Below are 20,249 nucleotides of genomic sequence, written 5' to 3'. Positions count from 1 at the left end.
AGCCCAGTTTGTTCGGATCTCTAGGAGCGAATTCATGTCCGGCACTTCTCGTGCCGGGAGCTACCGTGATGTTGTCTTGCTGCCGTTCGCGTTGCGCACGTTCGTGCCGGCGTTGTTCGGGCGGCTGGCGTACGGTCTGCTCCCGTTGTCCCTGCTGTTCACTGTCCAGCAGTCCACCGATTCGTTCGCGACCGCCGGGACGGCGGTCGCGTTGTTCGGTCTCGCATCGTTGTCGATGCCCTACAAAGCCCGTCTCGTCGACCGTTTCAGCCAGCGTCGCGTCCTTCCCCTGCTGGCCGCGGGCTCATCCGTCGCTCTCGTCGCATCGACTCGTACGGCGGACAGCGTCGTACTGCTGCTGGTCGGTACGGCGGGACTCCTCGCACCACCGTTGGGACCGTCGATGCGGTCGAACTGGCGGCTGCTCACCGACGGCTCGGACCTGAAGGAACGGGCCTATGCGCTGGACGCCGTGTGCGAAGAATCGCTGTATCTGGGCGGTCCGCTGCTCGCCGGCGTACTGATCAGCGTCGCATCCGCCCGGTCGGCGCTCACCTGTTGCGCCGTCCTGATGATCGCGGGGACCATCCTGATGGTCACGAGCCCGGTCACGACCCATACAACCGCGGCGCCGCCGAACCGCCACCCGTTGGGGCCGCTCACGATTCGGCCGCTGCGGCGGATCCTGCTCGTCATCATGGTCACCGCGTCCGGCGTCAGCATCGCCTATCTCTGCGTGGCCGGTGTCGCTCAACGGGCCGGCAACCCCGGCGCGGCCGGGTACGTCGAGGCGGGCATTGGTCTCGGCAGCGTCGTCGGCGGACTCCTCTGGGCGCGCCGGAAACACACCCGGTCCTGGCCGATTCACCTTGCCGGGCTGATCGGCGTACTTGCGATCGGACTATCGGCCGCGTCGCTTGCACCCAACCTCGTCGTCCTCGGGGTCGTGATGGCGGTCGCCGGGCTCGCGGTGGCTCCACTGTTCGTGGTCGCCTACCTGGCGGCGGACGACGTCACGCCGGCGCACCAGCGCACCGAGGCGAGTACATGGATCAACACGGCCAACAATCTCGGCAGCTCGGCCGGCTCGGTGCTTGCCGGGCTGGCGATCGACCGGGCGTCGCCGACCCAGGGGTTCCTGGCCGGCGGCGTACTGCTGGCGGTCGTCGCCGCGACGGTCTGGCGGTCAGGCGTCGGACAGGCGGGCGATGGTGGCCGACGCCCGGCGGACGATCGGGACCGGGCCCTCGGGGAGGACGTCGCCGATGAAGGTGTAGTGCTGCAGGATGTCGGGGTCGACGCCTCCGGGACGGTGCCGGCTGTGGTCGCGGACCCAGTCGATGATGTCTCCCCAGCCGGGGGCCGCGAGCGACCCGCCGAAGTGCTGGACGGACAGGCCCGCGCACAGGTTGCCGAAGGCGAGGCGGTGGGCCAGCGGCCAGCCGCGGAGGGTGCCGAGGACCAGTGACGCCAGGAAGACGTCGCCCGCGCCGGTCGGGTCGTAGGACCGGACCGGTAGTGCCGGGACCTGCTCCTCCTCGCCCGTGGTGGAGTCGATCGCGAGTACGCCGTCCGCACCGTTGGTGACCACCGCGAGCGGGACTCGATCGGCCAACTTGTGCAGCGCGGCCTTCGGCGTGTCGGTGCGGGTGTAGGCCATCGCCTCGCCCGCGTTCGGCGTGAACGCGTGGAAACCCTCCAGTACGTCGAGCACAGCCGGGGACCACTCGTCGGTCGGGTCCCAGCCGACGTCGCCGAACAGCAGCGCTCCGGACTCTCGCGCCTCGACGGTCCAGCCGGGCAGCTCGTCGGCGACCGGCACGATCGCGGACCGGGTGTTCAGGCCCGGGCCGACCAGTTTGCTCGGGTCGCCCGGGGCCTCGTGGGAGTGGGTGACCATCGCGCGGTCCCGGTCGATCGACATCGAGACGGTGACCGGGGAGTGCCAGTGGCCGATCCGGCGGGAGTGGGACAGGTCCACGCCCTCCTGGTCGGCCAGTGTCCGCCAGCAGAAGTCGGCGTACACGTCGTCGCCGAAGACGGCCGCGAGACCGCTCTTCAGACCGAGGCGGGCGGCCGCGATGGCGAAGTTCGCCACCCCGCCCGGGCAGGAGCCCATCCCCTCGGCGAAGATCTCGGTCCCGGTGGTCGGCGCGGACTCCAGGCCGGTGAGCACGATGTCGAGGAACACCGTGCCTTGCACGAACACGTCGTACGCGTCGGGTTCGTTGGTCACGGTGACACTGCTCCTTGTCATCCTTGGTCGGTCGCTGGTTGCCGGCGCGGTTCTGTCCGTGCCAGGTGGAATGCTCCTTCGTAGCATCATCGACCGGTCATCACCACGGGTTTGGGAGGACGTTTGTGAGTGGCGGGGTGTGTCCATGATTCCGACCTGGATCTCGGTCGTGGGTGTGGTGATGACCGTGATGAGCCCGCTGCTGGCGCTCGGCGGTGTGTTTCTGGGTTCGTACCTGACCCGGAAGTCGGATCGTGAGCTCGATGTCTGGCGGCACCGCGAGGAGACGATGCGGATGGTCCGGTGGGCGGTCGAGCAGATCCTCGAGGGCGACGAGGCGGGGACGGACGCCGGCGTCGTGACGCTGCGTTCGCTGATGCGGTCGGAACTGTTACAGGCCGAGGACTACGATCTGGTCGCCGCGCTGACCGCCTCCGTTGCGATCGACCGGGTCGGCCCGGCCGCGTACGCTGATATTGCGGATGCTGATATCGACGTCGTCGAGGGAGACGAGGAGCATGGCTGAGAAGAAGACGGTCAGGGTCTCCCGTCAGGCCGTCGAGTTGGCCCGCCTGCACGTGGAGGCCGCGCGCAGGGCCGGCCGGAAACCCGAACCGGGAGTGGCCCGCATCGCGGGTGCCCGCCCGGACAACGGCAACGGCGCGTCACCGGCCCCCGCCTGAGAGTTCGGTCCGGCGCTGGTTCGCCGCAGTACAACGATTGACGTCGTACACCGTCTATCGGACGCACCCGTTCGGAGCGGCACGCCTGGTCGGCGGCACGCCCGGAACCACCTACACTGATCGACGGCCGCTCCGGTGGCGTACGGTGCCTTGGTGGTTACCGTTGCGTCGCTCCCTGTTCCCGACCACGGCCGGATAGACCCGTGATCCGCTTCGAGAATGTGTCCAAGACGTACGAGGGCCAGTCCAAGGCCGCTCTGCTGAACGTCAACGTCGAGATCGAGAAAGGCGAGTTCGTCTTCCTGGTCGGCACCTCCGGGTCCGGCAAGTCGACGTTCCTTCGTCTGGTCCTGCGCGAGCACCGGACGACCAGGGGTCACATCATGGTGGCCGGCAAGGACCTGAACCGGCTGGCCAGCTGGCGGATCCCGCAGATGCGCCGCCAGATCGGCACCGTCTTCCAGGACTTCCGGCTGCTGCCGAACAAGACCGTCGCGGAGAACGTCGCGTTCGCGCTGCAGGTGATCGGCAAGCCCCGGTCGCACATCCGCAAGACGGTTCCCGAGGTGCTCGAGCTGGTCGGCCTGGACGGCAAGGAGGACCGGCTCCCCGACGAGCTGTCCGGCGGTGAGCAGCAGCGGGTAGCGATCGCCCGCGCGTTCGTGAACCGGCCGATGATCCTGATCGCCGACGAGCCGACCGGAAACCTGGACCCCGGTACGTCGGTCGGCATCATGAAGCTGCTCGACCGGATCAACCGGACCGGGACCACGGTCGTGATGGCCACCCATGACGTGTCGATCGTCGACCAGATGCGCAAGCGCGTGATCGAGCTGGAGAACGGTCATGTCGTCCGTGACGAGTCGCGCGGCGTCTACGGCTATCAGCACTGAGACCGCTGCCTGAGTACAGGGACTGACTGAAGAATGCGCTTGAACTACATCCTCTCCGACCTCGGTATCGGCCTGAAGCGGAACCTCTCGATGACCATCGCGGTCGTCGTCACCATCTGGGTGTCGCTGTCGCTGTTCGGCAGCGCGCTGCTCGCGCGCGAGCAGGTCGACCTGATGAAGGGGAACTGGTACGACAAGATCCAGATCTCGGTCTTCATGTGCACCAAGGACTCCGGCGGCCGTGGCTGCGCCGGCGCCGAGGTGACCCAGGAGCAGAAGAACCGGATCCGCCAGGTGATCGAGTCGAACCCGGACACCGCACCGGACGGAGTCTTCGGCGAGTCGAAGAAGGAAGCGTTCGAGTCGTTCAAGAAGCTGTACAAGGACTCGCCGATCGTCAGCACGGTCACCGAGGACCAGATGCAGGAGTCCTACCGGGTCAAACTGAAGGATCCACAGCGCTATCAGAACCTCGTCAGCGCGGTCAATGGCTTACCCGGCGTCGATACCGTGCAGGACCTCCGGCAGTACCTCGATCCGTTGTTCAAGGCACTCAACGGGTTGCAAGTCGGCGCTCTGGTCGCCGCAGGACTGCTGCTGGTCGCCGCGTTGATGCAGATCTCGAACACGATCCGATTGGCGGCGTACGCCCGGAGACGGGAGATCGGCATCATGCGCCTGGTCGGCGCCTCGAACTTCTATATCCAGCTGCCGTTCCTGCTGGAGGCGGTGCTGGCCGCCTTGATCGGCGCGGTCCTTGCCTGCGGCACGTTGTGGGTCTTCGTGTACGTCGTCGTCATGCAGCGGGCCGAGGAGACATTCCGGGTCTGGCAATGGGTCGGCGCCGCGGAAACCTTCCGGGCGACGCTGATCATGGTGGTGGTCGGACTGATCCTCGCCGTGGTCCCGACATTCCTGACAACCCGGAAATACCTCAAAGTCTGACCCTGGTGACTTATCGTGCAATAGCAGCATCACCGCACGACAACTCAACCCAGAGCAAGGGGTCGACCTGTGGTCCCGCACTTCCCCGGTGCGAACCCGCGTCAGCGGGGGAGCATCAAGCGAGACGACAGCACCGGCACCACCGCCACGCCGTACCAGCGATCACGTAGTAGACCGCCGGGCCGGCAGACGGTCGTTGCCGCATGCTGCCTTGTCCTGTCCCTGTCCGCCGGAGTCCTGGCGGCGGTTCCGGCTGCCCAAGCGGACCCGCCGGATCCAGCCGCCAAGAAGAAACAGCTCGACTCGCAGATCGGTGCGCAGAAGGCCGATCTCGCAGAGGCGTCCGACCAGCTCGGCCAATCCGTCGCCGCGTACAACCAGGCCGAGGCGAAATACAAGGTCGTCCAGGTCAAGTACGCCGCCGCACAAGGCCGACTGGCGGCCGCGAAGGCCGCCGATGTGGTTGCCGCGAGCAAGCTCCGGGCCGCCGAGCAGGCGCTGACGTCGGCGGTGGCCGACGTCGCGGCGGGCGAGCAGCTGATCACCGAGAAGCGGGCCGTGGCCGGTCGCGCGGTCAGATCGGCGTACCAGCAGCAGACCGGCCTGGTCGGGCTGACGATCGCGCTGCGCGGTGCGTCGCCGGCCGACATCGCCACCGGGATGCAGGTGCAGCGCAACGTGTTCGGCATCCAGGGCAACGCGATCACGAACCTGAACAACGCGCAGGCTCAGCTTGCGAACAACCGGGCCAAGGTCGCCCTGGCCGAGAAGACCGCGGCCGCGGCCCGAGCCGAAGCGGCCCGGACGGTCAAGCAGGTCACCGCGCTGACCGAGCAGGTCGCGGCCGACAAGGCCGAGGCCGCCGCGGTCGCCCAGGTGAAGCTGGTCGCGTACAAGGCGGCGGAGCGCGAGAAGAACACCGAACAGGCGCAGTACAACGCCCTTGTCGCCGAGCGTAGCCGGGTCGAGCAGATCCTGATCGCCCGCGCGAAGGCCGAGAAGGCCGCGGCCGCCCGCAAGAAGGCGGCCCGGGAGAGGGCCGAGCGGGCGAAGGCTCGCAGGGAAGGGCGGCCGCCGCGGCGCATTCCGGACGACTCCGGCGACGGCGGGCTGAGCTACCCGGTCAGCAGCTACATCACGTCGCCGTACGGAATGCGGTTCCACCCTGTCCTGCACTACTGGAAGCTGCACGACGGCACGGACTTCCGCGCCCCCTGCGGTACGCCGATCCGCGCGGCGGCGAGCGGACGAGTGACGGACAAGTACTACAACGGTGGCTACGGAAACCGGCTGTTCGTATCGCATGGAGTGATCGACGGCAGCTCCATCACCACGGTCTACAACCACCTGTCGCGGTACAAGGCGCGCGTCGGCGAGCACGTCAGCAAGGGCGAGGTCATCGGGTACGCCGGGACCACGGGATACTCCACCGGCTGCCATCTGCACTTCATGGTCTACCAGGACGGCCGTGTGGTTAATCCGATGAAGTGGCTCTGAGCTACCTGCGATACTGGTCGGATGGTGAAACAGACCGGCCAGCAGAAGCCGATCGCGCAGAACCGGAAGGCGCGACACGACTACCACATCGAGGACGTGGTGGAGGCCGGGCTGGTGCTGACCGGGACCGAGGTGAAGTCCCTGCGGCAGGGCCGGGCCTCCCTCGTCGACGCGTTCGCCGCCGTTCGCGGTAGCGAGTTGTGGCTGCAGGGGATGCACATCCCGGAGTACAAGCACGGCACCTGGACCAACCACGAGCCGCGCCGCACCCGCAAGCTGCTGCTGCACAAGGACGAGGTGCAGAAGCTGATCAGGGCGGTCGAGCAGCAGGGCGTCTCGCTGATCCCGCTGTCGCTGTACTTCAAGGACGGATACGCGAAGGTCGAGCTCGCCACCGGGCGAGGCAAGAAGGACTACGACAAGCGGCACGCGCTGGCCGAGCGCCAGGCCGATCGCGAGGCCCGGCGCGCCCTCTCGGAGCGCACCCGCCGCCGCGACTGAGGGGCCGGGCCGGTCGGGCTGAGGGCTGCCTGGGGTCGGCTCAGGGGTGGCTGGGGGCTGCACCCGATGGGGCGGACGGCGTCCGGCGCGCAGAGTGGATGCATGTCCACTTCAGACCTGCTGGTGACGCCGGCCCAACGGGACCGCGCCGTCGAGATCCTGAAAGAAATGTATGCCGACGGCCGGCTGGACCACGCCGAGTTCGACACCCGGCTGGAGCTGGCTCTGAAGGCCCGCACCCGTGCCGAACTCAACAGCACCTTCGACGGACTCGTGTCCCGGCCCGTCCCGACGTACGCACCCGCCGCCTTCACCCGGCCGGCGCCTGTGCAGCGGTACTCCGGCGATGGCCGGGGGATGGGGACCGTCGCGCACTGGCTCGGGTACCCGACGTTCTTCGTCGGCCCGGCGATCGTGGTGGCGACGGCCGGCCAGAAGAACCCGGGCGTTCGCAAGCACGCGGTGGAGGCGCTGAACTTCCAGCTGAGTGCGTTCGGGGCGTTCGCGCTGCTGGGGATCATGACGGGGGTGACGGAGGGCTTCACCGGATTCCTGTTCCCGATCCTCGGCATCCTGTGGTTCATCCTGACCGGGATCGGCGGCCTCGCGACCGCGGTCGGCTCCAACTTCCGCTACCCGTTCACGCTGCGCCTGATCAAGTAGTGGCTCTACCCTGGCAGGCATGGCTGTTCCTGTCGGGGCGCGGTGGGAGGTCACAGCGTTCCTGGGCCTGACCGCGGCCACTGGGTTGATCGACGCGGTCAGCTACCTGAAGCTCGGACATACCTTCGTCGCGAACATGACCGGGAACATCGTCTTCCTCGGATTCGCGGTGTCGCCGGAGTCGGGGTTCAGCTTTGGTCCGCCGATAGCGGCTGTGCTCGGGTTTGTGCTCGGCTCCCTGGCCGGCGGGCGAGCTGCGCGGGCGATGGAGTCACGGCCCCGACGGTGGTTGGCGTCGGCTTTCGGGGCGCAGGCGGTCGTGTTGTGGCTGTGCGCGTTGCTCGTCGGGCTCGGCGTCCTCGAGGAGTCGGGCGGGACGTCGTACGTGCTGATCGTGGCGCTGGCCGCGTGCTTCGGGCTGCAGAACGCGACGGTCCGGCATGTGGCGCCGCGGGACATGACCACGACGGTGCTGACGCTGACGCTGACCGGGCTGGCAGCCGACAGTGTGCTCGGCAACGGCCGCTCGGTGAAACCTCACCGCCGGCTGGGGTCGATCGCCGCGATGCTGGTCGGCGCGGCGGTGGGGGCGTTGCTGCTCCGATGGACCGTCGGGTGGGTGATCGCTCTGGCCGGGCTGATGGTCGCGGGGGCGGCGGTCATCTTCCTGCGCGCGCCCGAGGCGTCGCCTGCCGCTGACCGTGTGTAACGGGAATGTCAGGTGCGGGTCGCCTGTTGGACTTGATAGTGTGGATCTTCCACCGCCCTGCGGGACCGGTGGGAGTTTGACAACTCAACAGGGGGTGAACGGTTTCGACTTTGGACGTTTGTTCCAAGGGAAGCGGGCCGAGGATCCAGGGTTATCTCGTTAACGATCTCTGGAAACCAATAACTGCCAATTCTCAGCGCAGTAGCTTCGCTCTCGCCGCCTGACGGCCTGAGCACTTAAAGAAGCGGTCAGCCCGGGGATGCTCCCGCCCCGGCTCCTGGCCTCATTTAGGGAGCTTGCTGCACTAGCCCGGTCACGGGGCTGGTGTGGGACATTTACAGTGACTGAGCCTGTCAGCGACGTGTCTGTGAGAGCGCTGGGGCTGAGAAAACGACTAACAGACTGCGCCCGGAGAAGCCTTGAAACACCGCTGAAGGACGCGGGTTCGATTCCCGCCACCTCCACCCCTGAGAGTTACACGATGGCCGGTCCCTCGGGACCGGCCATCGTGCATGTACTGGGTGTTCTCAGGTGTTGAGGGTGGTGCTGGGGGACTGGCCGTAGGCGCTGCGGTATTGGTTGGCGAAGCGGCCGGGGTGATGGAAGCCCCAGTGGGCGGCGATGGCGGTGACGGTGGTCTGGGTGGGGTCGGCGGCCTGGAGGTCGGCGTGGGCCTGGGCGAGGCGGACTTGGCGGAGGTAGGCCAGCGGGGTCGTGTCGACGTGCCGGCGGAACGCGAGTTGGATGGCGCGGTTGGTGACGCCGGCGGCGGTGGCGATGTCGGCGATGGTGAGGTCGCGGTGGGGGTTGGCCTCGATGTAGCTGATCGCTCGGCGGAGGGTGGCCGGGTGGGCGTCGCGGCGGTTCTCGGCGGTGGGGTCGGTGCGGGTGTTGTTGGGGACCGTGGCCAGGACCATCGCGGCGAGGAACTGCGTGATGGTCGTGGAAATGAGGGGTTCGGAGACGAGCGCCGGGTTGATGAGTGTCTGCGTGTGCACGTAGTCGATCGCGTCCCGCAGTTGCCGCTGGGCCGCCGTCGTGGCCGGTCGGTGGCTGTGGAAGCTGAGCGCCGCGGGCCTTCTCCCGTCGAGTGCGGTGGCGGCGACCCGCTGCAGGACAGTCGGATCGATCATGAGGACGAGCTCACGCGGGTGCCGCAGCCTGCCCGTGAGCCCGCGCTCTCCAGGAGGCAGGAGCAGTACGTCGCCCGGTCCAGCGGAGTACTCCGGAATCTCGACTCCACCGGAACGAAGGCTGCACACGAGGTAGCGGTCGAGCGGATCGGCGCGGTAGGACAGGTCCGCGCCGAGCTGGAACTCGTCGCTGGTCAGGCCGGGCAGGAAGGTCCGGGCGATGCGGGTCCGGGTCGGTACGCCGTTGAGGCCGGACAGGTTCACCCGCGTGTACGTCTCGGACAGAAAAGCCTCGATCTCGTCGATCGTGGTGCTTTCGAAGACGACTGACATCGCAGCTCAGCTTCCCTCCTGGAGGGTCCGGCCTGGGCTGCGACCGTAGGCGGCGTGGTATGAGGCGGTGAATCGGGGGACGGAGAAACCCCACCGGTAGGCGACCGTGGGGACAGTGACCCCGCTGGCGGGGTCGGTCTTCTGCAGGTCGCGGTGCGCGCGTTCGAGTCGGACCTGTCGTAGGTACTCGAACGGCGTACATTCCAGATGCCGGCGGAAGGCGTACTGGACTGCACGGGCACTCGTGCCGACGGCCTCGGCGATGTCGTTGACGCCGATCGGTTCGGCGGCATGCGCATCGATGTAGGCGACGGCCCGTTGTACCGATGCCGGAGTCACCCACCCGGGTGAACCGACGTACGAGACCCGCAGCGTCGCGTTCGGGAAGACCGCGAGCATCGACGCGATGACGTGCGTGTGCAGTTGCTGGGCGACCAGCGGACTCTCCGCGGACGAAGGTACCGCGGTCAGGACGCGGTGGACGTAGTGGCTCACCGACTGCCAGTACCCGCTGAGCCGGGCGTTGAGCGGCAGCCCGGTGCCCAGCCAGAAGTCATCAGGCGATACGCCGTGCGCCGACTCGGCGGCCTCCTCGAGGTTGCGGTAGCTGACGCGCGTCCCGATCGAGTCGAACGGCGGGACTTCGAGCGCCATCGGGTCGTCCGGCGCGCGCATCAGCGAGCCACCGGCCGGCACCCGCAACTCCCCGCTCGGGACGGTCGCGACGGCCGGCCGCGAGAACCAGACAACGAGCGGTTCCTTGTACGGCTCGGTGTCCACCGCGAAACCCAGACCCACGTGCCATCGGTCCGAGCCCAACGGTCCGCACTGCGTCGTCTCGATCTTCACTTCCCCGGTGGACGGCTGGCCGCCGGCGACTCGCGGGCCGGCGGACGGGAAGGTGGCATCCAGCGCGTCCACGACGGCGTCCGAACCCTGGCCGAACCTGAATCCCCGCACGACACCACCAGTTCGCGTGCTGTCGGTTGCGGTCACGTTGTCAACCTCCACGAGGACTTCCTTCGAAGCTACGCCCACCCACCACACGGCGAAACCGGACAAGCCTCATGGACAGCGCTGGAACCGGCGCGCATCCTGAAAGCGGTGGGGTCGGGGGGCGCCCGGGCAGTCCGGAGCCGTGACCGCGCCAAGGGGGCGATTGGCATGGACAGGGTCGAGCGACGTCATCAACGCGACGAGGAACTGGAACAGATCGACATCGCGCCGGTTCCAGGACGTCGATCAGATATCACAACACGGAAGTTCACCGGGATCGCCTTCATCGTGGCGACCGTGGCCTTCATGGTGGCCGCGACGGTGTTGTCGATGACGTTCGACTGGCCCGACATCCTGCGTCAACCGGCGGATGTGGTGTTGCCCGAGTACGTCGACGGCGGCACGAGCCTGGTCTGGACGTGGTTCGCGGTCGCATGGACATACGCGATCCTCGCCGTACCGATCTTGCTGCTGCCGACCGCGCTGAAGCGCAGGGACGACGCGGCTCTGCGGGTCGCCACCTGGGCCGGCGCGGCGTCTGTGCTGCTGGCGCTGGTCGGATTCCTGCGCTGGGTCTTCGTAGTACCGCCACTGGCCGACACCTACGTCAACGGAGACACAGCTACGCGTACGGCGGTTGCCGCGGCGTGGACCGCGCAGCATCAGTACGGCGGCGCGCTACTCGGCGAACACCTGGGACAACTCCTGGGCATCGTGTGGTCGATCACCGTCAGCATCATCATCTTGCGAACCAAGCTGATGCCGAGATGGGCGGGCTGGCTCGGGCTGCTCGCCAGCGCCCTGTACTTCACCAACCAAGGCGACATCCTCGCCACCGCGATCCCCAGCTTCCCGGTCTGGGACCTCGGCGGCCTGCTCGGAAGCTACCTGTGGGCAATCTGGCTAGTAGTGCTCGGCGTCCTGCTCCTCCGCCCCCCAAACCCACCGACCAGCCCTTAGACCGGCCGATTTCTTCGGTGTTGCTCAGCGATAGTCGCGGAACGTGCGGCGGAGGTCGTCGGTCCACTCGGTGGGGAGTTCCCAGGGGATGAAGTGGCCGCCGCCCGGGTGGGCGGTCAGGTTGACGTGGTTGTACCACTCGGCGCGGTCGCTGTTCAGGAAGTTCTGGACGCGTTCCGCGGGGGTGTTGACGCCGGGTGGGTCCTCGTAGCCGACGAAGGTGATGCCGGTGGGTGCTTCGATGGCCGGCGTACGGTCGTGCGACGGCGTCCACGGGTAGCGGTTGTTGTTGGCGTAGGTGCGGATCGAGGTGTCGATGGCGTTGCCGGCCCAGTAGATCGTGGCGTGCGTCAGCAGGTCGTCGTCGCTGAACGCCTTGTCGCCGCCGGACCAGCTCAGCCACCGCTCGAGAATCCACGCGAGCATGCCGGCCGGTGAGTCCGCGAGGCCGAAGCCGAGGGTGCTCGGGTCCAGGACATGCGTGGCCAGGTGGGCCGCGAACCGCCGTTCCAGCTCGATGATCCGGTCGTGGATCGCGGGCGGCAGGTTCGGGGGGATGGGATTGCCGCCGCTCAGGTCCCAGCCGCGGTCGCCGTTGAAGAACGTGAGTTTCAGGCCCGAACCGATGTGGATCCCGTAGAGCTCATCGGCGTACTTGTGACCGAGTTGTCCGGTGACGAGCGCGCCGACATCGCAGCCGGCGGCGGCGTACTTCGGGTAGCCGAGGACGCCGGTCATCAGGTCGTGCCAGACGTCGGCGATCTTCCAGAAGTTCATGTCCGGCTGGTTCGTCAGCGGTGTCGAGAACCCGAAGCCGGGCAGCGACGGCACGATCACGTCGAACGCGTCGGCCGGATCACCGCCGTACGCCGCCGGGTCCGCGAGCGGGCCGATCACCTTCGACCAGTGCCAGAACGTCCACGGCCAGCCGTGGCTCAGGATCAACGGAACCGGGTTCGGACCGACGCCGGGCTTGCGCAGGAAGTGCACGGGTACGCCGTTCACGTCGACGCGGTAGTGCTCGAACGCGTTGATCGCCCGCTCGGCGGCACGCCAGTCGAATCCGTCGGCCCAGTACTCCACCAGTGCCTGCAGTTGAGTACGACGTACGCCGTAAAAGCCGTCGTCGTTCCCGGCGTCGAGCGGCCACTTTGTCGCGGTCAGTCGGTTGCGCAGGTCGTCGAGGACGTCGTCCGGGACGTGGATCGGGGTTGGCTCCAAGGGAAAGCCGGTCATAGTTGCTCCTCAGCGGCGATCTCGGTCAGCCGGGTCAGCACATGGATGGAGCTCGCGAGTACGTCGCGCTCCTCGGGGGTCAGTCGGTCAACCAAGCGGGACAGCTTGTTGACCCGCTCTGTATGGCGGGACCGTACGACCTGCCGGCCGGCGCGCGTCAGCGACAGCAGCATCGCGCGGCCGTCCTTCGGGTCGGGGCGGCGCTGCAGGAGGCCGTCGTGCTCGAGCTTCGTGACCAGGCTGGTGAGCGCGGGCTGCTTGAGCTGCTCGGTCGCCAGCAGGTCGGTCAGCCGGAGCGGTCCGTTGCGCGCCAGAGTGTGCAGGACCGACAGGGTCGAGAAGTTGAACCTGCGCACCGAGGGTAACCGGATGAAGATCGGATTGAAGTCCTCGATGACCGTGGTCAGCCGCTCGACGTCCACCTCTGCCGCCATGCCGGAACCGTATCAATAATCGATGTAAATGCGCACGCGAATTTCTTTGAGTTGCCTGGGGCAACAGCTTGGTCCGCTGTCAGTTGCTGAGGGCAATACCGACGGCGACGGGGGCGTCACCGGACTTGAGGGTCAGCGTCGCGGTCGTCAGGTTGTCCGGCAGGTGGCCCGTGAACGTGATCGTGCCGTGCTCGGTGCCGCCGGACGGGAACCTGCCCGGCCACTGGCTCCGGGAGTCGTCGGCGCGGATCGCGTTGCCCTCCGGGCCGGTGAGGGCGACGTTGCCGTCGAGCGGCAGGGCGACCGACTGATCACCGGCGTTCTTGACCGCGAGTTGCACACGGGTGAAGTGGCTCGTGTACGTCACGTTCTCGACGGTGACGGTCAGGCCGTCGAATGCCTTCCCGACCGGCTTGACCAGGCGGGCCTCGCCGGACTCCTTGCCGGTGAAGTAGCCGGCGGCGTACTGGGCTGCCGCCGTGAGCGCGAACCCGCCGACACCGACGCCGAGCAGTACGACGACGATCGCGACGATCACGGAGACGTTGAGGCGGCCGGGGGAGCGTTCCTGCCCGCTGAGTGCGTCCATCAGGGCGACGACCATGGCGGTGATGAGCGCGATGACCGGCGGTACCAGCCAGCGGAGCGGATCGCCGGGGCCGGATGAGAAGAAGGTGACGACGAGGTTGATCAGGAGGCCGAGTGCGAGGAGAGCGCCTGCCACCGCGAGTACACGACCAAGCCTTACCCTGCCGACCTCATCGGGGTCCGCGGGCCGTCGCGTCTTGGCCTGCGCTGCGCGTGCGTCCGTCGTACGTGAGGCCTGCCGAGGCTGCGCCGTACGCGATGTCTGCCGTGCTCCCGCTGCACTGCGAGATGTCTGCGCCCCGCCGGCTGGTGGGGCGACGCCTGCTTGCTCCTCGGCCCGACCGGTGTCGGGCCAACTGGCCGACTCGTTCCGGCTGGCCTGCGACCGATCGAACTGAACCGGCACGGTCATCCCACCAGCCCACGGCGACCGAGCCGGCTCGGGATTGTCCGCCGACGGATACGCCCCCCAATCCCCAGGCCCAACCGCAACCCCACCAAGCCCCTCATCAACCCGCTCCCTACCCGACGGCTCGTACTCACCGTCGGCGCGAGCGAACTGACTCACACCCTGCTCAGCCTCACCAAGCGCGAAGGGGTTCCCCCCATGCTCACCCTCGCCCGGCGCGAACCCGCCCGGCTCACCCTCAGCCGGGGAGAACGGGCTCCCGTCCTGCGCGCCTTCGGGTGGTGTGAAGCCGTCCGGCTCACCCTTGGCGAACGGGCTCCCGTCCTGCGCGCTCTCGGGTGGTGTGAAGCCGTCCGGCTCACCCTTGGCGAACGGGCTCCCGCCCTGCGCGCTCTCGGGTGGTGCGAAGCCGCCTGGCTCAGGCTCGGCCGGCGCGAATGGGCTCACGCCCTGCCCGCCTTCGCGTGGTGCGAAACCGCTGGGCTCGCCCTCGGCGCGCGCGATACCGCTGGGGTCGCCGTCTGCTGGGGCGAAGGGGCTTGCGGGTTGCTCGGGCTCGGGTGGGGCGAAGGGGTTCTTGCCCCGGTCGGCCTCGGCCGGCGTGTACGCGCTCGGGTCCGGGCCGGGGTCAGGCGTGACAGGGCTTGGCTGCTGGTTGCGGTTGGCCGGAGTGACTGGTCTCGGGCCGCGGTCGGCGAGGCTGGGGCCTCGGTCGGCGGGGGCGGGGTTGAGCGGGCGCGCGTTCTGGTCTGGCTCGGGTGGTGCGAGTGGGCTCGGCTGCTGGTTGCTGGCTGTGGGTGCGTACGGGCTCGGGTCGGGTTCAGCCTCGGGCGGGGCGAAGGGGTTCTCACCTCGGTCCGCGCGGCTGGAGGGGGGAGTCACCGGGGCGTAGGCGGCGGGGTCGCCGAGCGCGAGTGGCTCCGCAAGAGAGAACCGGTCCGCAACCTGCGGCCGCTCGGCGGGTCCGGAAGGTGCCGCCGCAGGAGCTTCGCCTGAGTCGGGGTGGTACGCCGAGGCGTCCTCTTCCCTGTACGACGCCTCGCCGGGCCCGGCGTACGCACCGTCTGCCTGCCCCGAGAACGCGTCCTCCGCAGGTGCGCGATACGAGTCCCCTGCTGGCGCGGAGTACTGCTCCGCAGGCGCGACGTTCTGATGGTGCGCGGCGTACCGATCGTCCGCGGGCGCGCGGTACTGCTCGTTCGCGGGCGCGTCCTGCTGGTCCGAGGACGCGGCGTACTGCTCGTCCGCGGGTGCTGCGTACTGCTCGTTCGCCGGGGCCGGGTAGGCGTCGCCTGCTGGGTAAGGACCGTCTGCGGATGGCTGATACGCCGCCGCTGGAGAGGGCTCAGGCGGGGAGAACGACGTGGGTGGAGCTTCCGCGGGTGGGGTGAAGGAGGCGGGTGGGGCTTCCGCGGGTTGGGCAGCAGCCTGGGAGCGGGTTTCGTGGAAGGTCAGGGCCGAGCGGCCGATCTGGATTTGGTCGTTGTCGGTGAGGGGTGTGGGGGCGGCGAGGCGGCGGCCGTTGAGGGCGGTGCCGTTGCGGGACTCGTCGATAAGGGTCCAAGTGCTGCCCGAGCGGGCGAGGCGGGCATGGATGCGGGAGATCTGGTCGTCCGCCGTCAACCGGATGTCGGCGTTGGAGGCACGCCCGATGGTGATCGAGTCGCTACCGTCCGACAGATCCCAGCGCTGATCGCCCAGCGACAGCGCATGTTCCATTTCCACTACGCCCTAACACCCCACGAAGCAGCCGACTCGTCTGCGCGATTCTGCCTGTACCACCCTCATCTGGTCCAGAGCACCCACAACGTCCCGAGCCTAATCAACCGCCGGTACGGCGACCTCCAGGGGCCGCCGTACCAGGTGACCGACAGCACTACCCGAGCGTCATCCGGGGCTCACCATTGAGCAGGCCGGTGCCGGAGATGGTGCAAGTGCCGCCGCGGTTCTGGGTGTAGGACTGGCGGACACAGGAACGGAGCGCGAGCTGGGCCCAGTAGTTCGGGTGCAGGCTCTCCTGGATGAAGTAATTGGACCCGACCGTGGTGACCGTGCGGATCTGGTTGATCCACTCGGTCTTGTCGACCGCCGTCGGCTGGGTCCACGAGCTCAGCCCGACCTCCTCGTACAGACCGACCGAGCTCTCGCACAACCGCCGGCCGTTGAAGGCGGACTGGAGCTCGAGCAGGCGGATGTTCCCGAGCCCGGATTGCCCGATCGCCGCCCGGACGGTGTTGTTGATGGTCACGAGCGCGGTGTTGTTCGCCCAGTCGGCGTCCGCGTTCCAGAAGCCGCAGCCGCCCACGCTCTGCCGCGTGTAGCCGCTCTGCCCGTACCGGAACCCGCTCCCGCCCGGAAGCGGCGACGGGTACGTCTGCACCAGCAGTGTCCACGTGTTGTCGCCGTACCCGGCGTTCCGCATCGCCGTGCGCACGTTCTGGAAGGCGGTCGCGATCTTCCCGCGTACGGCGGTGACGTTGGCCGAGGTGAAGTTGGCGACGACCGAGGAGTCGTCCTTGCAGTAGTCCGGGAACCAGGACGGCGACAGCAGGAAGTCGGTCACGCACTGGGTGACGATCGACGCGAACTTGAAGTCGTTGCCGCCGATCGAGACGACCACCTGCCGCACGTTGTGGCCGGCCGCGAACTGCTGCAGCATCTTCGCCTGCCCGAGATGCCCGGCGCCGTCGTCGTAGAAGTCGATGCCTGGCTTGAACTCGTCACCAGTGCTGGTCGCGGTGCTGGCGCCGGAGCAGGCCAGGTTCAGTCCGGCGACACCACTACCGATGAATGCCTCGGCGGAGCTGCTGCGGTGGCACCGCGGGATCTGCTCGGCGGTCCCACTCGCGTTGTCGTGGTAGGCGTGCGCACCGAGCGCGTCGGCCGGTGCTTCGGAGTTGTTCGAGCTGCCGGCCCAGCGGCCGGCCTCGCCCGAGATGTAGGAGTCGCCGAGGGTGACGACGTACGGCGTCCCGGAGCCGGGACCGTCGGCCCGGGCCGGGGTGGCGACCAGGCAGAGCCCGGTCATGGAGAGCACGAGGAACGTGGACACTCGACGCACGAGTGAGCGGGACGGAATGTTCACCGGAAGACCTCTCTCGCCGGAGGGCGGCCGCGGGGGCGGCGACCGCCTGGCAAGAAAGGTACTCAGAAGTAACCGATAGAGACAGACCGAGAGTGCTGGCACGTTTGCGCCCTGTCACCGCCGTGTCAGGGACGTATCGACAGGAGGTGTCGCCAATTCTGGCCAGTTCCCGCCGCCGGCCACGCCTGACGACCCAGTGACGGCCAGGACACCTCCTGTCGTTACGTGCCGGGCAGACTGGCCGGCACGTAGTGCGTCTCCCACCAGTTCTTCCAGCGCGCGTCCAGCGCATCCCGGTCGACGTCGCCGTACAGGCTGAGGATGGCCATCGCGGAGCCGTCCGGCTTGAGCTCGCCCGGCGGGATGTAGCTGAGCACGAGCAGGCCGTTGCCCCAGGCATCGACTGTCAGGCCGACCTGGTGCTCCGAGGTGTACAGGACCTCGCCCTTCACCGCTTCGCCGATCAGCTCGAGCTCGTACGACGTGCCGGCCGGCCGGATGTCGACACCCAGTTCGCCGGTCAGCGAGGCGGCGCCGGTGCCGACGTAGAACAGCGTCCGCCGCTCGTCGTCCGGGTGCTGCTCCAGCGCGAACTTGAGCTGGTTGAGGAACGTCGTCCAGCCCTCGGTGATGTCGTCGTAGTACGCCTCCCAGTCGGGATTCGCGCCGCGCGGTGAGCGAGTCAGCGTGATCCGCGACCCGCCCTCCGCCGGCTCGACCACGAACCGGTCGCCGTCCCCGAGGATCAGCGTCCCGACCTGGCTGTCGTCGACCTTGGTGAAGTAGATCAGGTCGATCTCCTCCTCCAGTCCGCCCTGGGTCCCTTCGTACTCCCAGCCGTGCCAGTGCCGGATCTTGTCCTTGTTCCGCAGCGCGTCCCAGACCGCCTCGGCCGGCGCGGCCACGGTCACCACGATCCGCGGTGTCTCCTCGCTCATCCTTCTTCTCCTTCGGTACGTCGTGAAGCCGGGTGGCCGCCGGCGATCAAGCGATAGGGCCGCCCGCTCTCAGTGTCGAACTCTTCGATGGTCCGGCGCACCGCTTCGGTCAGGGCATCGGTGAAGCGATGTACGTCGCCTGGTTCGGCGAACCGCACCTCGGCCTCCAGCGTGAACGTGAGCAGCCGCTTGCCGTCGGCGTCGGCGGCGCTCTGCATCCGGGCCACGTCCCGGACCGTGCCGGCGGCGACGTCCACCAGGTGCTCGGCGGCGAACTGGTCCTGGATCCCGGTGAACGCGTGGCCCATCACGGCCGGATCGACCACGAGCGTCGCGGCCTTCGCGCGCAGGATCCGCTCGGTGAACCCGCGCCGCCGGCGCTCCTCGACGAGCTCGATCAGTCCGGCCTTCTCCAGTTCGCGCAGGTGGTAGTTCATCCGCTGCCGGGGGAGCCCCAGGGTGGCGGCGAGCTGGGTCGCCGACGACGGCTCGCGGAGCAGCTCGAGCAGCCGCCGCCGGATCGGCGACAGCGCCACACGCAGCTTCTCCGGCTCCTCGACGTATCCCAGCATGCGCCCAATCTCTCCTTGACAGAAAAATTTGTCAATAGGAGCCGGTGGCCTGGCGCTCAGGTGATCTGGTGGTGGGGGAGCATGGGCGCCATGTCAGTCCAGGGGCCACAGTTACCGGTGGGGACGCAGGTGGTGATCCGGGTCGCGGCGCCGGACGACCACGGCGGTAAGGCGCAACGCGGGGCGACCGGCCGCGTCGCCGGCATCACCCCGGACGGCCGCTACAGCGTGCGGCTCGTCGACGGCCGGGAGACTGTCGCGCGCCGGGACCAGTTGAGCCTGCGTACGGCGTACCAGGATGAGGCGATCGAGTTGGATCAGCCGGACGGCGACCGGCTGGTGCTGGAGCACACGATCTACGCGGCGGTCGTCGGTTCGAGGGCGTTCGGGTTGCACACCGAGACGTCGGACACTGATACCCGCGGGGTCTACGTCGCGCCGACCGAGTCGTTCTGGTCGCTGGCCAAGCCGCCGACGCACGTCGACGGACCCGAGGACGAGTGGTTCTCGTGGGAGGTCGAGCGGTTCTGCGAGCTCGGGCTGAAGGCCAACCCGAATCTCCTCGAGGTGCTCCATTCCCCGCTGGTTGTCCGGCAGACGCCGCTCGGGGAGGAGTTGATCGAGCTCCGCCAAGCCTTCCTGTCGCAGCTCGTGTACCAGACGTACTCCGGTTACGTGCTGAGTCAGTTCAAGAAGCTGGAAGCGGACTTTCGTCGCGACGGTGCGCCGAAGTGGAAGCACGTCATGCACCTGATCCGGTTGTTGCTCGCGGCCCGCACTCTGTTGATCGAAGCAAGACTCGTCGTTGACGTCGGCCCGGATCGTGACCGGCTGCTCGCGGTCAAGCAGGGTCAGCTGTCCTGGAACGAGGTCGAGCGGTGGCGCCTCGCCTTGCATGAGGAGCTCGACAAAGCCTTGCAGCGTACGGTTCTGCCGGCCACGCCCGATGTCGCCCGCGTCGACGCTTGGCTCCGGTCAGTTCGGAAGAGGAGCCTCGGTGAGGCGTGACATGCGACAGCTCGACTACACCGAGCTGCGGACCATCATGGTGGAACAGCCGTACCGCTTGCTCTTCGCAACAGTCTCCGGCGCACACCCGTACGGCTTCCCGTCCCGCGACTCCGACCTGGTCTCATCACCCACGACTTGGCCAAGTCCGCTCGTCTGATGCTCCGCTTCGGCAAGACCCAGTGGGAGTTCTTCCTCAGGAAGGGCGACTGAAGCCGCTGCTCTACACGTTCCCGGGTGTTGCTGACCGGTATCAACCTGATGCGGAACGGAGTCGTCCAGGCCGATCTCCGAGCCGGGACTGCATGACTTGCTGGTCCAGGCGCTCCTCAACCTCTGACCCGCGGCACCGTCTCGTGGGTTGACCCACGAGACGGTGGGTTGGCTACCCGCCTGCCGCTGGCCAACCCACCCTCTGGTGGGTCAACCC

At 68.0% G+C, this 20,249-nt stretch carries 20 protein-coding genes, 1 other RNA gene and 1 pseudogene; 13 read left to right on the top strand and 9 right to left on the bottom strand.

Annotation, left to right across the window (positions count from 1 at the left end; genetic code table 11):
* Positions 1-34 precede the first annotated feature (34 nt).
* Positions 35-1,174: pseudogene (locus tag AB0I34_RS15220) on the top strand (MFS transporter); the annotation flags it as partial.
* A 12-nt stretch (positions 1,175-1,186) separates the two neighbouring features.
* On the opposite strand, the gene AB0I34_RS15215 reads toward AB0I34_RS15220, so the two are convergent.
* Entirely contained in the window at positions 1,187-2,236 is a 1,050-nt protein-coding gene (locus tag AB0I34_RS15215) for a PfkB family carbohydrate kinase (RefSeq protein WP_360445275.1), read from the bottom strand.
* 145 nt (positions 2,237-2,381) lie between these two features.
* Here AB0I34_RS15215 and AB0I34_RS15210 point away from each other — a divergent pair, with 145 nt between their 5' ends.
* The 9 genes from AB0I34_RS15210 (at position 2,382) to ssrA (ending at position 8,594) form a co-directional block, all read left to right on the top strand.
* Complete coding sequence (locus AB0I34_RS15210) at positions 2,382-2,762, top strand: hypothetical protein (protein ID WP_360445273.1); 381 nt, start codon at positions 2,382-2,384, stop codon at positions 2,760-2,762.
* A complete protein-coding gene (locus AB0I34_RS15205; protein ID WP_360445271.1) occupies positions 2,755-2,919 on the top strand; it encodes a hypothetical protein in 165 nt (54 codons plus the stop codon). Before AB0I34_RS15210 ends, AB0I34_RS15205 begins: the two co-directional genes overlap by 8 nt.
* A gap of 203 nt (positions 2,920-3,122) precedes the next feature.
* Positions 3,123-3,812 carry a cell division ATP-binding protein FtsE gene (gene ftsE / locus AB0I34_RS15200; protein ID WP_131364582.1) on the top strand — a complete coding sequence of 230 codons (690 nt, stop codon included), beginning with the start codon at positions 3,123-3,125 and terminating at the stop codon, positions 3,810-3,812.
* A gap of 33 nt (positions 3,813-3,845) precedes the next feature.
* Complete coding sequence (ftsX, locus tag AB0I34_RS15195) at positions 3,846-4,757, top strand: permease-like cell division protein FtsX (protein WP_360445269.1); 912 nt, start codon at positions 3,846-3,848, stop codon at positions 4,755-4,757.
* Positions 4,758-4,826: 69 nt separating this feature from the next.
* Complete coding sequence (locus AB0I34_RS15190; RefSeq protein WP_360445267.1) at positions 4,827-6,254, top strand: M23 family metallopeptidase; 1,428 nt, start codon at positions 4,827-4,829, stop codon at positions 6,252-6,254.
* A 21-nt stretch (positions 6,255-6,275) separates the two neighbouring features.
* On the top strand, positions 6,276-6,755 hold the full coding sequence (gene smpB / locus AB0I34_RS15185; protein WP_131517580.1) for an SsrA-binding protein SmpB: 480 nt from the start codon (positions 6,276-6,278) through the stop codon (positions 6,753-6,755).
* A gap of 102 nt (positions 6,756-6,857) precedes the next feature.
* A complete protein-coding gene (locus AB0I34_RS15180; protein ID WP_360445265.1) occupies positions 6,858-7,418 on the top strand; it encodes a DUF1707 and DUF4870 domain-containing protein in 561 nt (186 codons plus the stop codon).
* Positions 7,419-7,437: 19 nt separating this feature from the next.
* Positions 7,438-8,127, top strand: coding sequence for a YoaK family protein (locus tag AB0I34_RS15175; protein ID WP_360445263.1), 690 nt, complete (start codon positions 7,438-7,440; stop codon positions 8,125-8,127).
* 90 nt (positions 8,128-8,217) lie between these two features.
* Positions 8,218-8,594: a transfer-messenger RNA gene (gene ssrA, locus AB0I34_RS15170) on the top strand.
* A gap of 60 nt (positions 8,595-8,654) precedes the next feature.
* Here ssrA and AB0I34_RS15165 read toward each other — a convergent pair.
* Together AB0I34_RS15165 and AB0I34_RS15160 are read right to left on the bottom strand one after the other, a co-directional pair.
* Entirely contained in the window at positions 8,655-9,593 is a 939-nt protein-coding gene (locus AB0I34_RS15165) for an AraC family transcriptional regulator (protein ID WP_360445261.1), read from the bottom strand.
* A gap of 6 nt (positions 9,594-9,599) precedes the next feature.
* Positions 9,600-10,589 carry an AraC family transcriptional regulator gene (locus AB0I34_RS15160; RefSeq protein ID WP_360445259.1) on the bottom strand — a complete coding sequence of 330 codons (990 nt, stop codon included), beginning with the start codon at positions 10,587-10,589 and terminating at the stop codon, positions 9,600-9,602.
* A gap of 168 nt (positions 10,590-10,757) precedes the next feature.
* Between AB0I34_RS15160 and AB0I34_RS15155 the strand changes: the two genes are divergently transcribed.
* Positions 10,758-11,549, top strand: coding sequence for a DUF4386 domain-containing protein (locus AB0I34_RS15155; RefSeq protein ID WP_360445257.1), 792 nt, complete (start codon positions 10,758-10,760; stop codon positions 11,547-11,549).
* Positions 11,550-11,573: 24 nt separating this feature from the next.
* Here AB0I34_RS15155 and AB0I34_RS15150 read toward each other — a convergent pair whose 3' ends face one another.
* The 6 genes from AB0I34_RS15150 to AB0I34_RS15125 form a co-directional block, all read right to left on the bottom strand.
* On the bottom strand, positions 11,574-12,785 hold the full coding sequence (locus AB0I34_RS15150; RefSeq protein ID WP_360445255.1) for an epoxide hydrolase family protein: 1,212 nt from the start codon (positions 12,783-12,785) through the stop codon (positions 11,574-11,576).
* The gene (locus AB0I34_RS15145; RefSeq protein WP_360445253.1) at positions 12,782-13,219 is read right to left on the bottom strand and encodes a MarR family transcriptional regulator; all 438 of its coding nucleotides are present in this window, start codon (positions 13,217-13,219) and stop codon (positions 12,782-12,784) included. The genes AB0I34_RS15150 and AB0I34_RS15145 overlap by 4 nt, the downstream gene beginning before the upstream one ends.
* A gap of 79 nt (positions 13,220-13,298) precedes the next feature.
* Positions 13,299-15,935 carry an FHA domain-containing protein gene (locus AB0I34_RS15140; RefSeq protein WP_360445251.1) on the bottom strand — a complete coding sequence of 879 codons (2,637 nt, stop codon included), beginning with the start codon at positions 15,933-15,935 and terminating at the stop codon, positions 13,299-13,301.
* Positions 15,936-16,092: 157 nt separating this feature from the next.
* Positions 16,093-17,301: a hypothetical protein gene (locus tag AB0I34_RS15135; RefSeq protein WP_360445249.1), complete on the bottom strand. Its 1,209-nt coding sequence runs from the start codon at positions 17,299-17,301 to the stop codon at positions 16,093-16,095.
* A 221-nt stretch (positions 17,302-17,522) separates the two neighbouring features.
* Complete coding sequence (locus AB0I34_RS15130) at positions 17,523-18,239, bottom strand: SRPBCC domain-containing protein (protein ID WP_360445247.1); 717 nt, start codon at positions 18,237-18,239, stop codon at positions 17,523-17,525.
* Complete coding sequence (locus AB0I34_RS15125) at positions 18,236-18,811, bottom strand: helix-turn-helix domain-containing protein (protein ID WP_360445245.1); 576 nt, start codon at positions 18,809-18,811, stop codon at positions 18,236-18,238. The genes AB0I34_RS15130 and AB0I34_RS15125 overlap by 4 nt, the downstream gene beginning before the upstream one ends.
* A gap of 117 nt (positions 18,812-18,928) precedes the next feature.
* Here AB0I34_RS15125 and AB0I34_RS15120 point away from each other — a divergent pair, with 117 nt between their 5' ends.
* Together AB0I34_RS15120 and AB0I34_RS15115 are read left to right on the top strand one after the other, a co-directional pair.
* Positions 18,929-19,819, top strand: coding sequence for a nucleotidyltransferase domain-containing protein (locus AB0I34_RS15120; protein ID WP_360445243.1), 891 nt, complete (start codon positions 18,929-18,931; stop codon positions 19,817-19,819).
* Entirely contained in the window at positions 19,809-19,979 is a 171-nt protein-coding gene (locus AB0I34_RS15115; RefSeq protein ID WP_360445241.1) for a nucleotidyltransferase domain-containing protein, read from the top strand. Before AB0I34_RS15120 ends, AB0I34_RS15115 begins: the two co-directional genes overlap by 11 nt.
* Positions 19,980-20,249 lie beyond the last annotated feature (270 nt).

The sequence above is a fragment of the Kribbella sp. NPDC050281 genome (assembly GCF_040655855.1).
Lineage (GTDB): Bacteria > Actinomycetota > Actinomycetes > Propionibacteriales > Kribbellaceae > Kribbella.
This window is presented reverse-complemented; position numbering and strand designations above follow the sequence as displayed.

Coding starts and splice junctions, on each gene's coding strand:
- AB0I34_RS15210 (WP_360445273.1), top strand. CDS start 2,382: ATGATTCCGACCTGGATCTCGGTCGTGGGTGTGGTGATGACCGTGATG.
- AB0I34_RS15205 (WP_360445271.1), top strand. CDS start 2,755: ATGGCTGAGAAGAAGACGGTCAGGGTCTCCCGTCAGGCCGTCGAGTTG.
- ftsX (WP_360445269.1), top strand. CDS start 3,846: ATGCGCTTGAACTACATCCTCTCCGACCTCGGTATCGGCCTGAAGCGG.
- smpB (WP_131517580.1), top strand. CDS start 6,276: ATGGTGAAACAGACCGGCCAGCAGAAGCCGATCGCGCAGAACCGGAAG.
- AB0I34_RS15180 (WP_360445265.1), top strand. CDS start 6,858: ATGTCCACTTCAGACCTGCTGGTGACGCCGGCCCAACGGGACCGCGCC.
- AB0I34_RS15175 (WP_360445263.1), top strand. CDS start 7,438: ATGGCTGTTCCTGTCGGGGCGCGGTGGGAGGTCACAGCGTTCCTGGGC.
- AB0I34_RS15165 (WP_360445261.1), bottom strand. CDS start 9,593: ATGTCAGTCGTCTTCGAAAGCACCACGATCGACGAGATCGAGGCTTTT.
- AB0I34_RS15155 (WP_360445257.1), top strand. CDS start 10,758: ATGGACAGGGTCGAGCGACGTCATCAACGCGACGAGGAACTGGAACAG.
- AB0I34_RS15150 (WP_360445255.1), bottom strand. CDS start 12,785: ATGACCGGCTTTCCCTTGGAGCCAACCCCGATCCACGTCCCGGACGAC.
- AB0I34_RS15145 (WP_360445253.1), bottom strand. CDS start 13,219: ATGGCGGCAGAGGTGGACGTCGAGCGGCTGACCACGGTCATCGAGGAC.
- AB0I34_RS15140 (WP_360445251.1), bottom strand. CDS start 15,935: ATGGAACATGCGCTGTCGCTGGGCGATCAGCGCTGGGATCTGTCGGAC.
- AB0I34_RS15130 (WP_360445247.1), bottom strand. CDS start 18,239: ATGAGCGAGGAGACACCGCGGATCGTGGTGACCGTGGCCGCGCCGGCC.
- AB0I34_RS15125 (WP_360445245.1), bottom strand. CDS start 18,811: ATGCTGGGATACGTCGAGGAGCCGGAGAAGCTGCGTGTGGCGCTGTCG.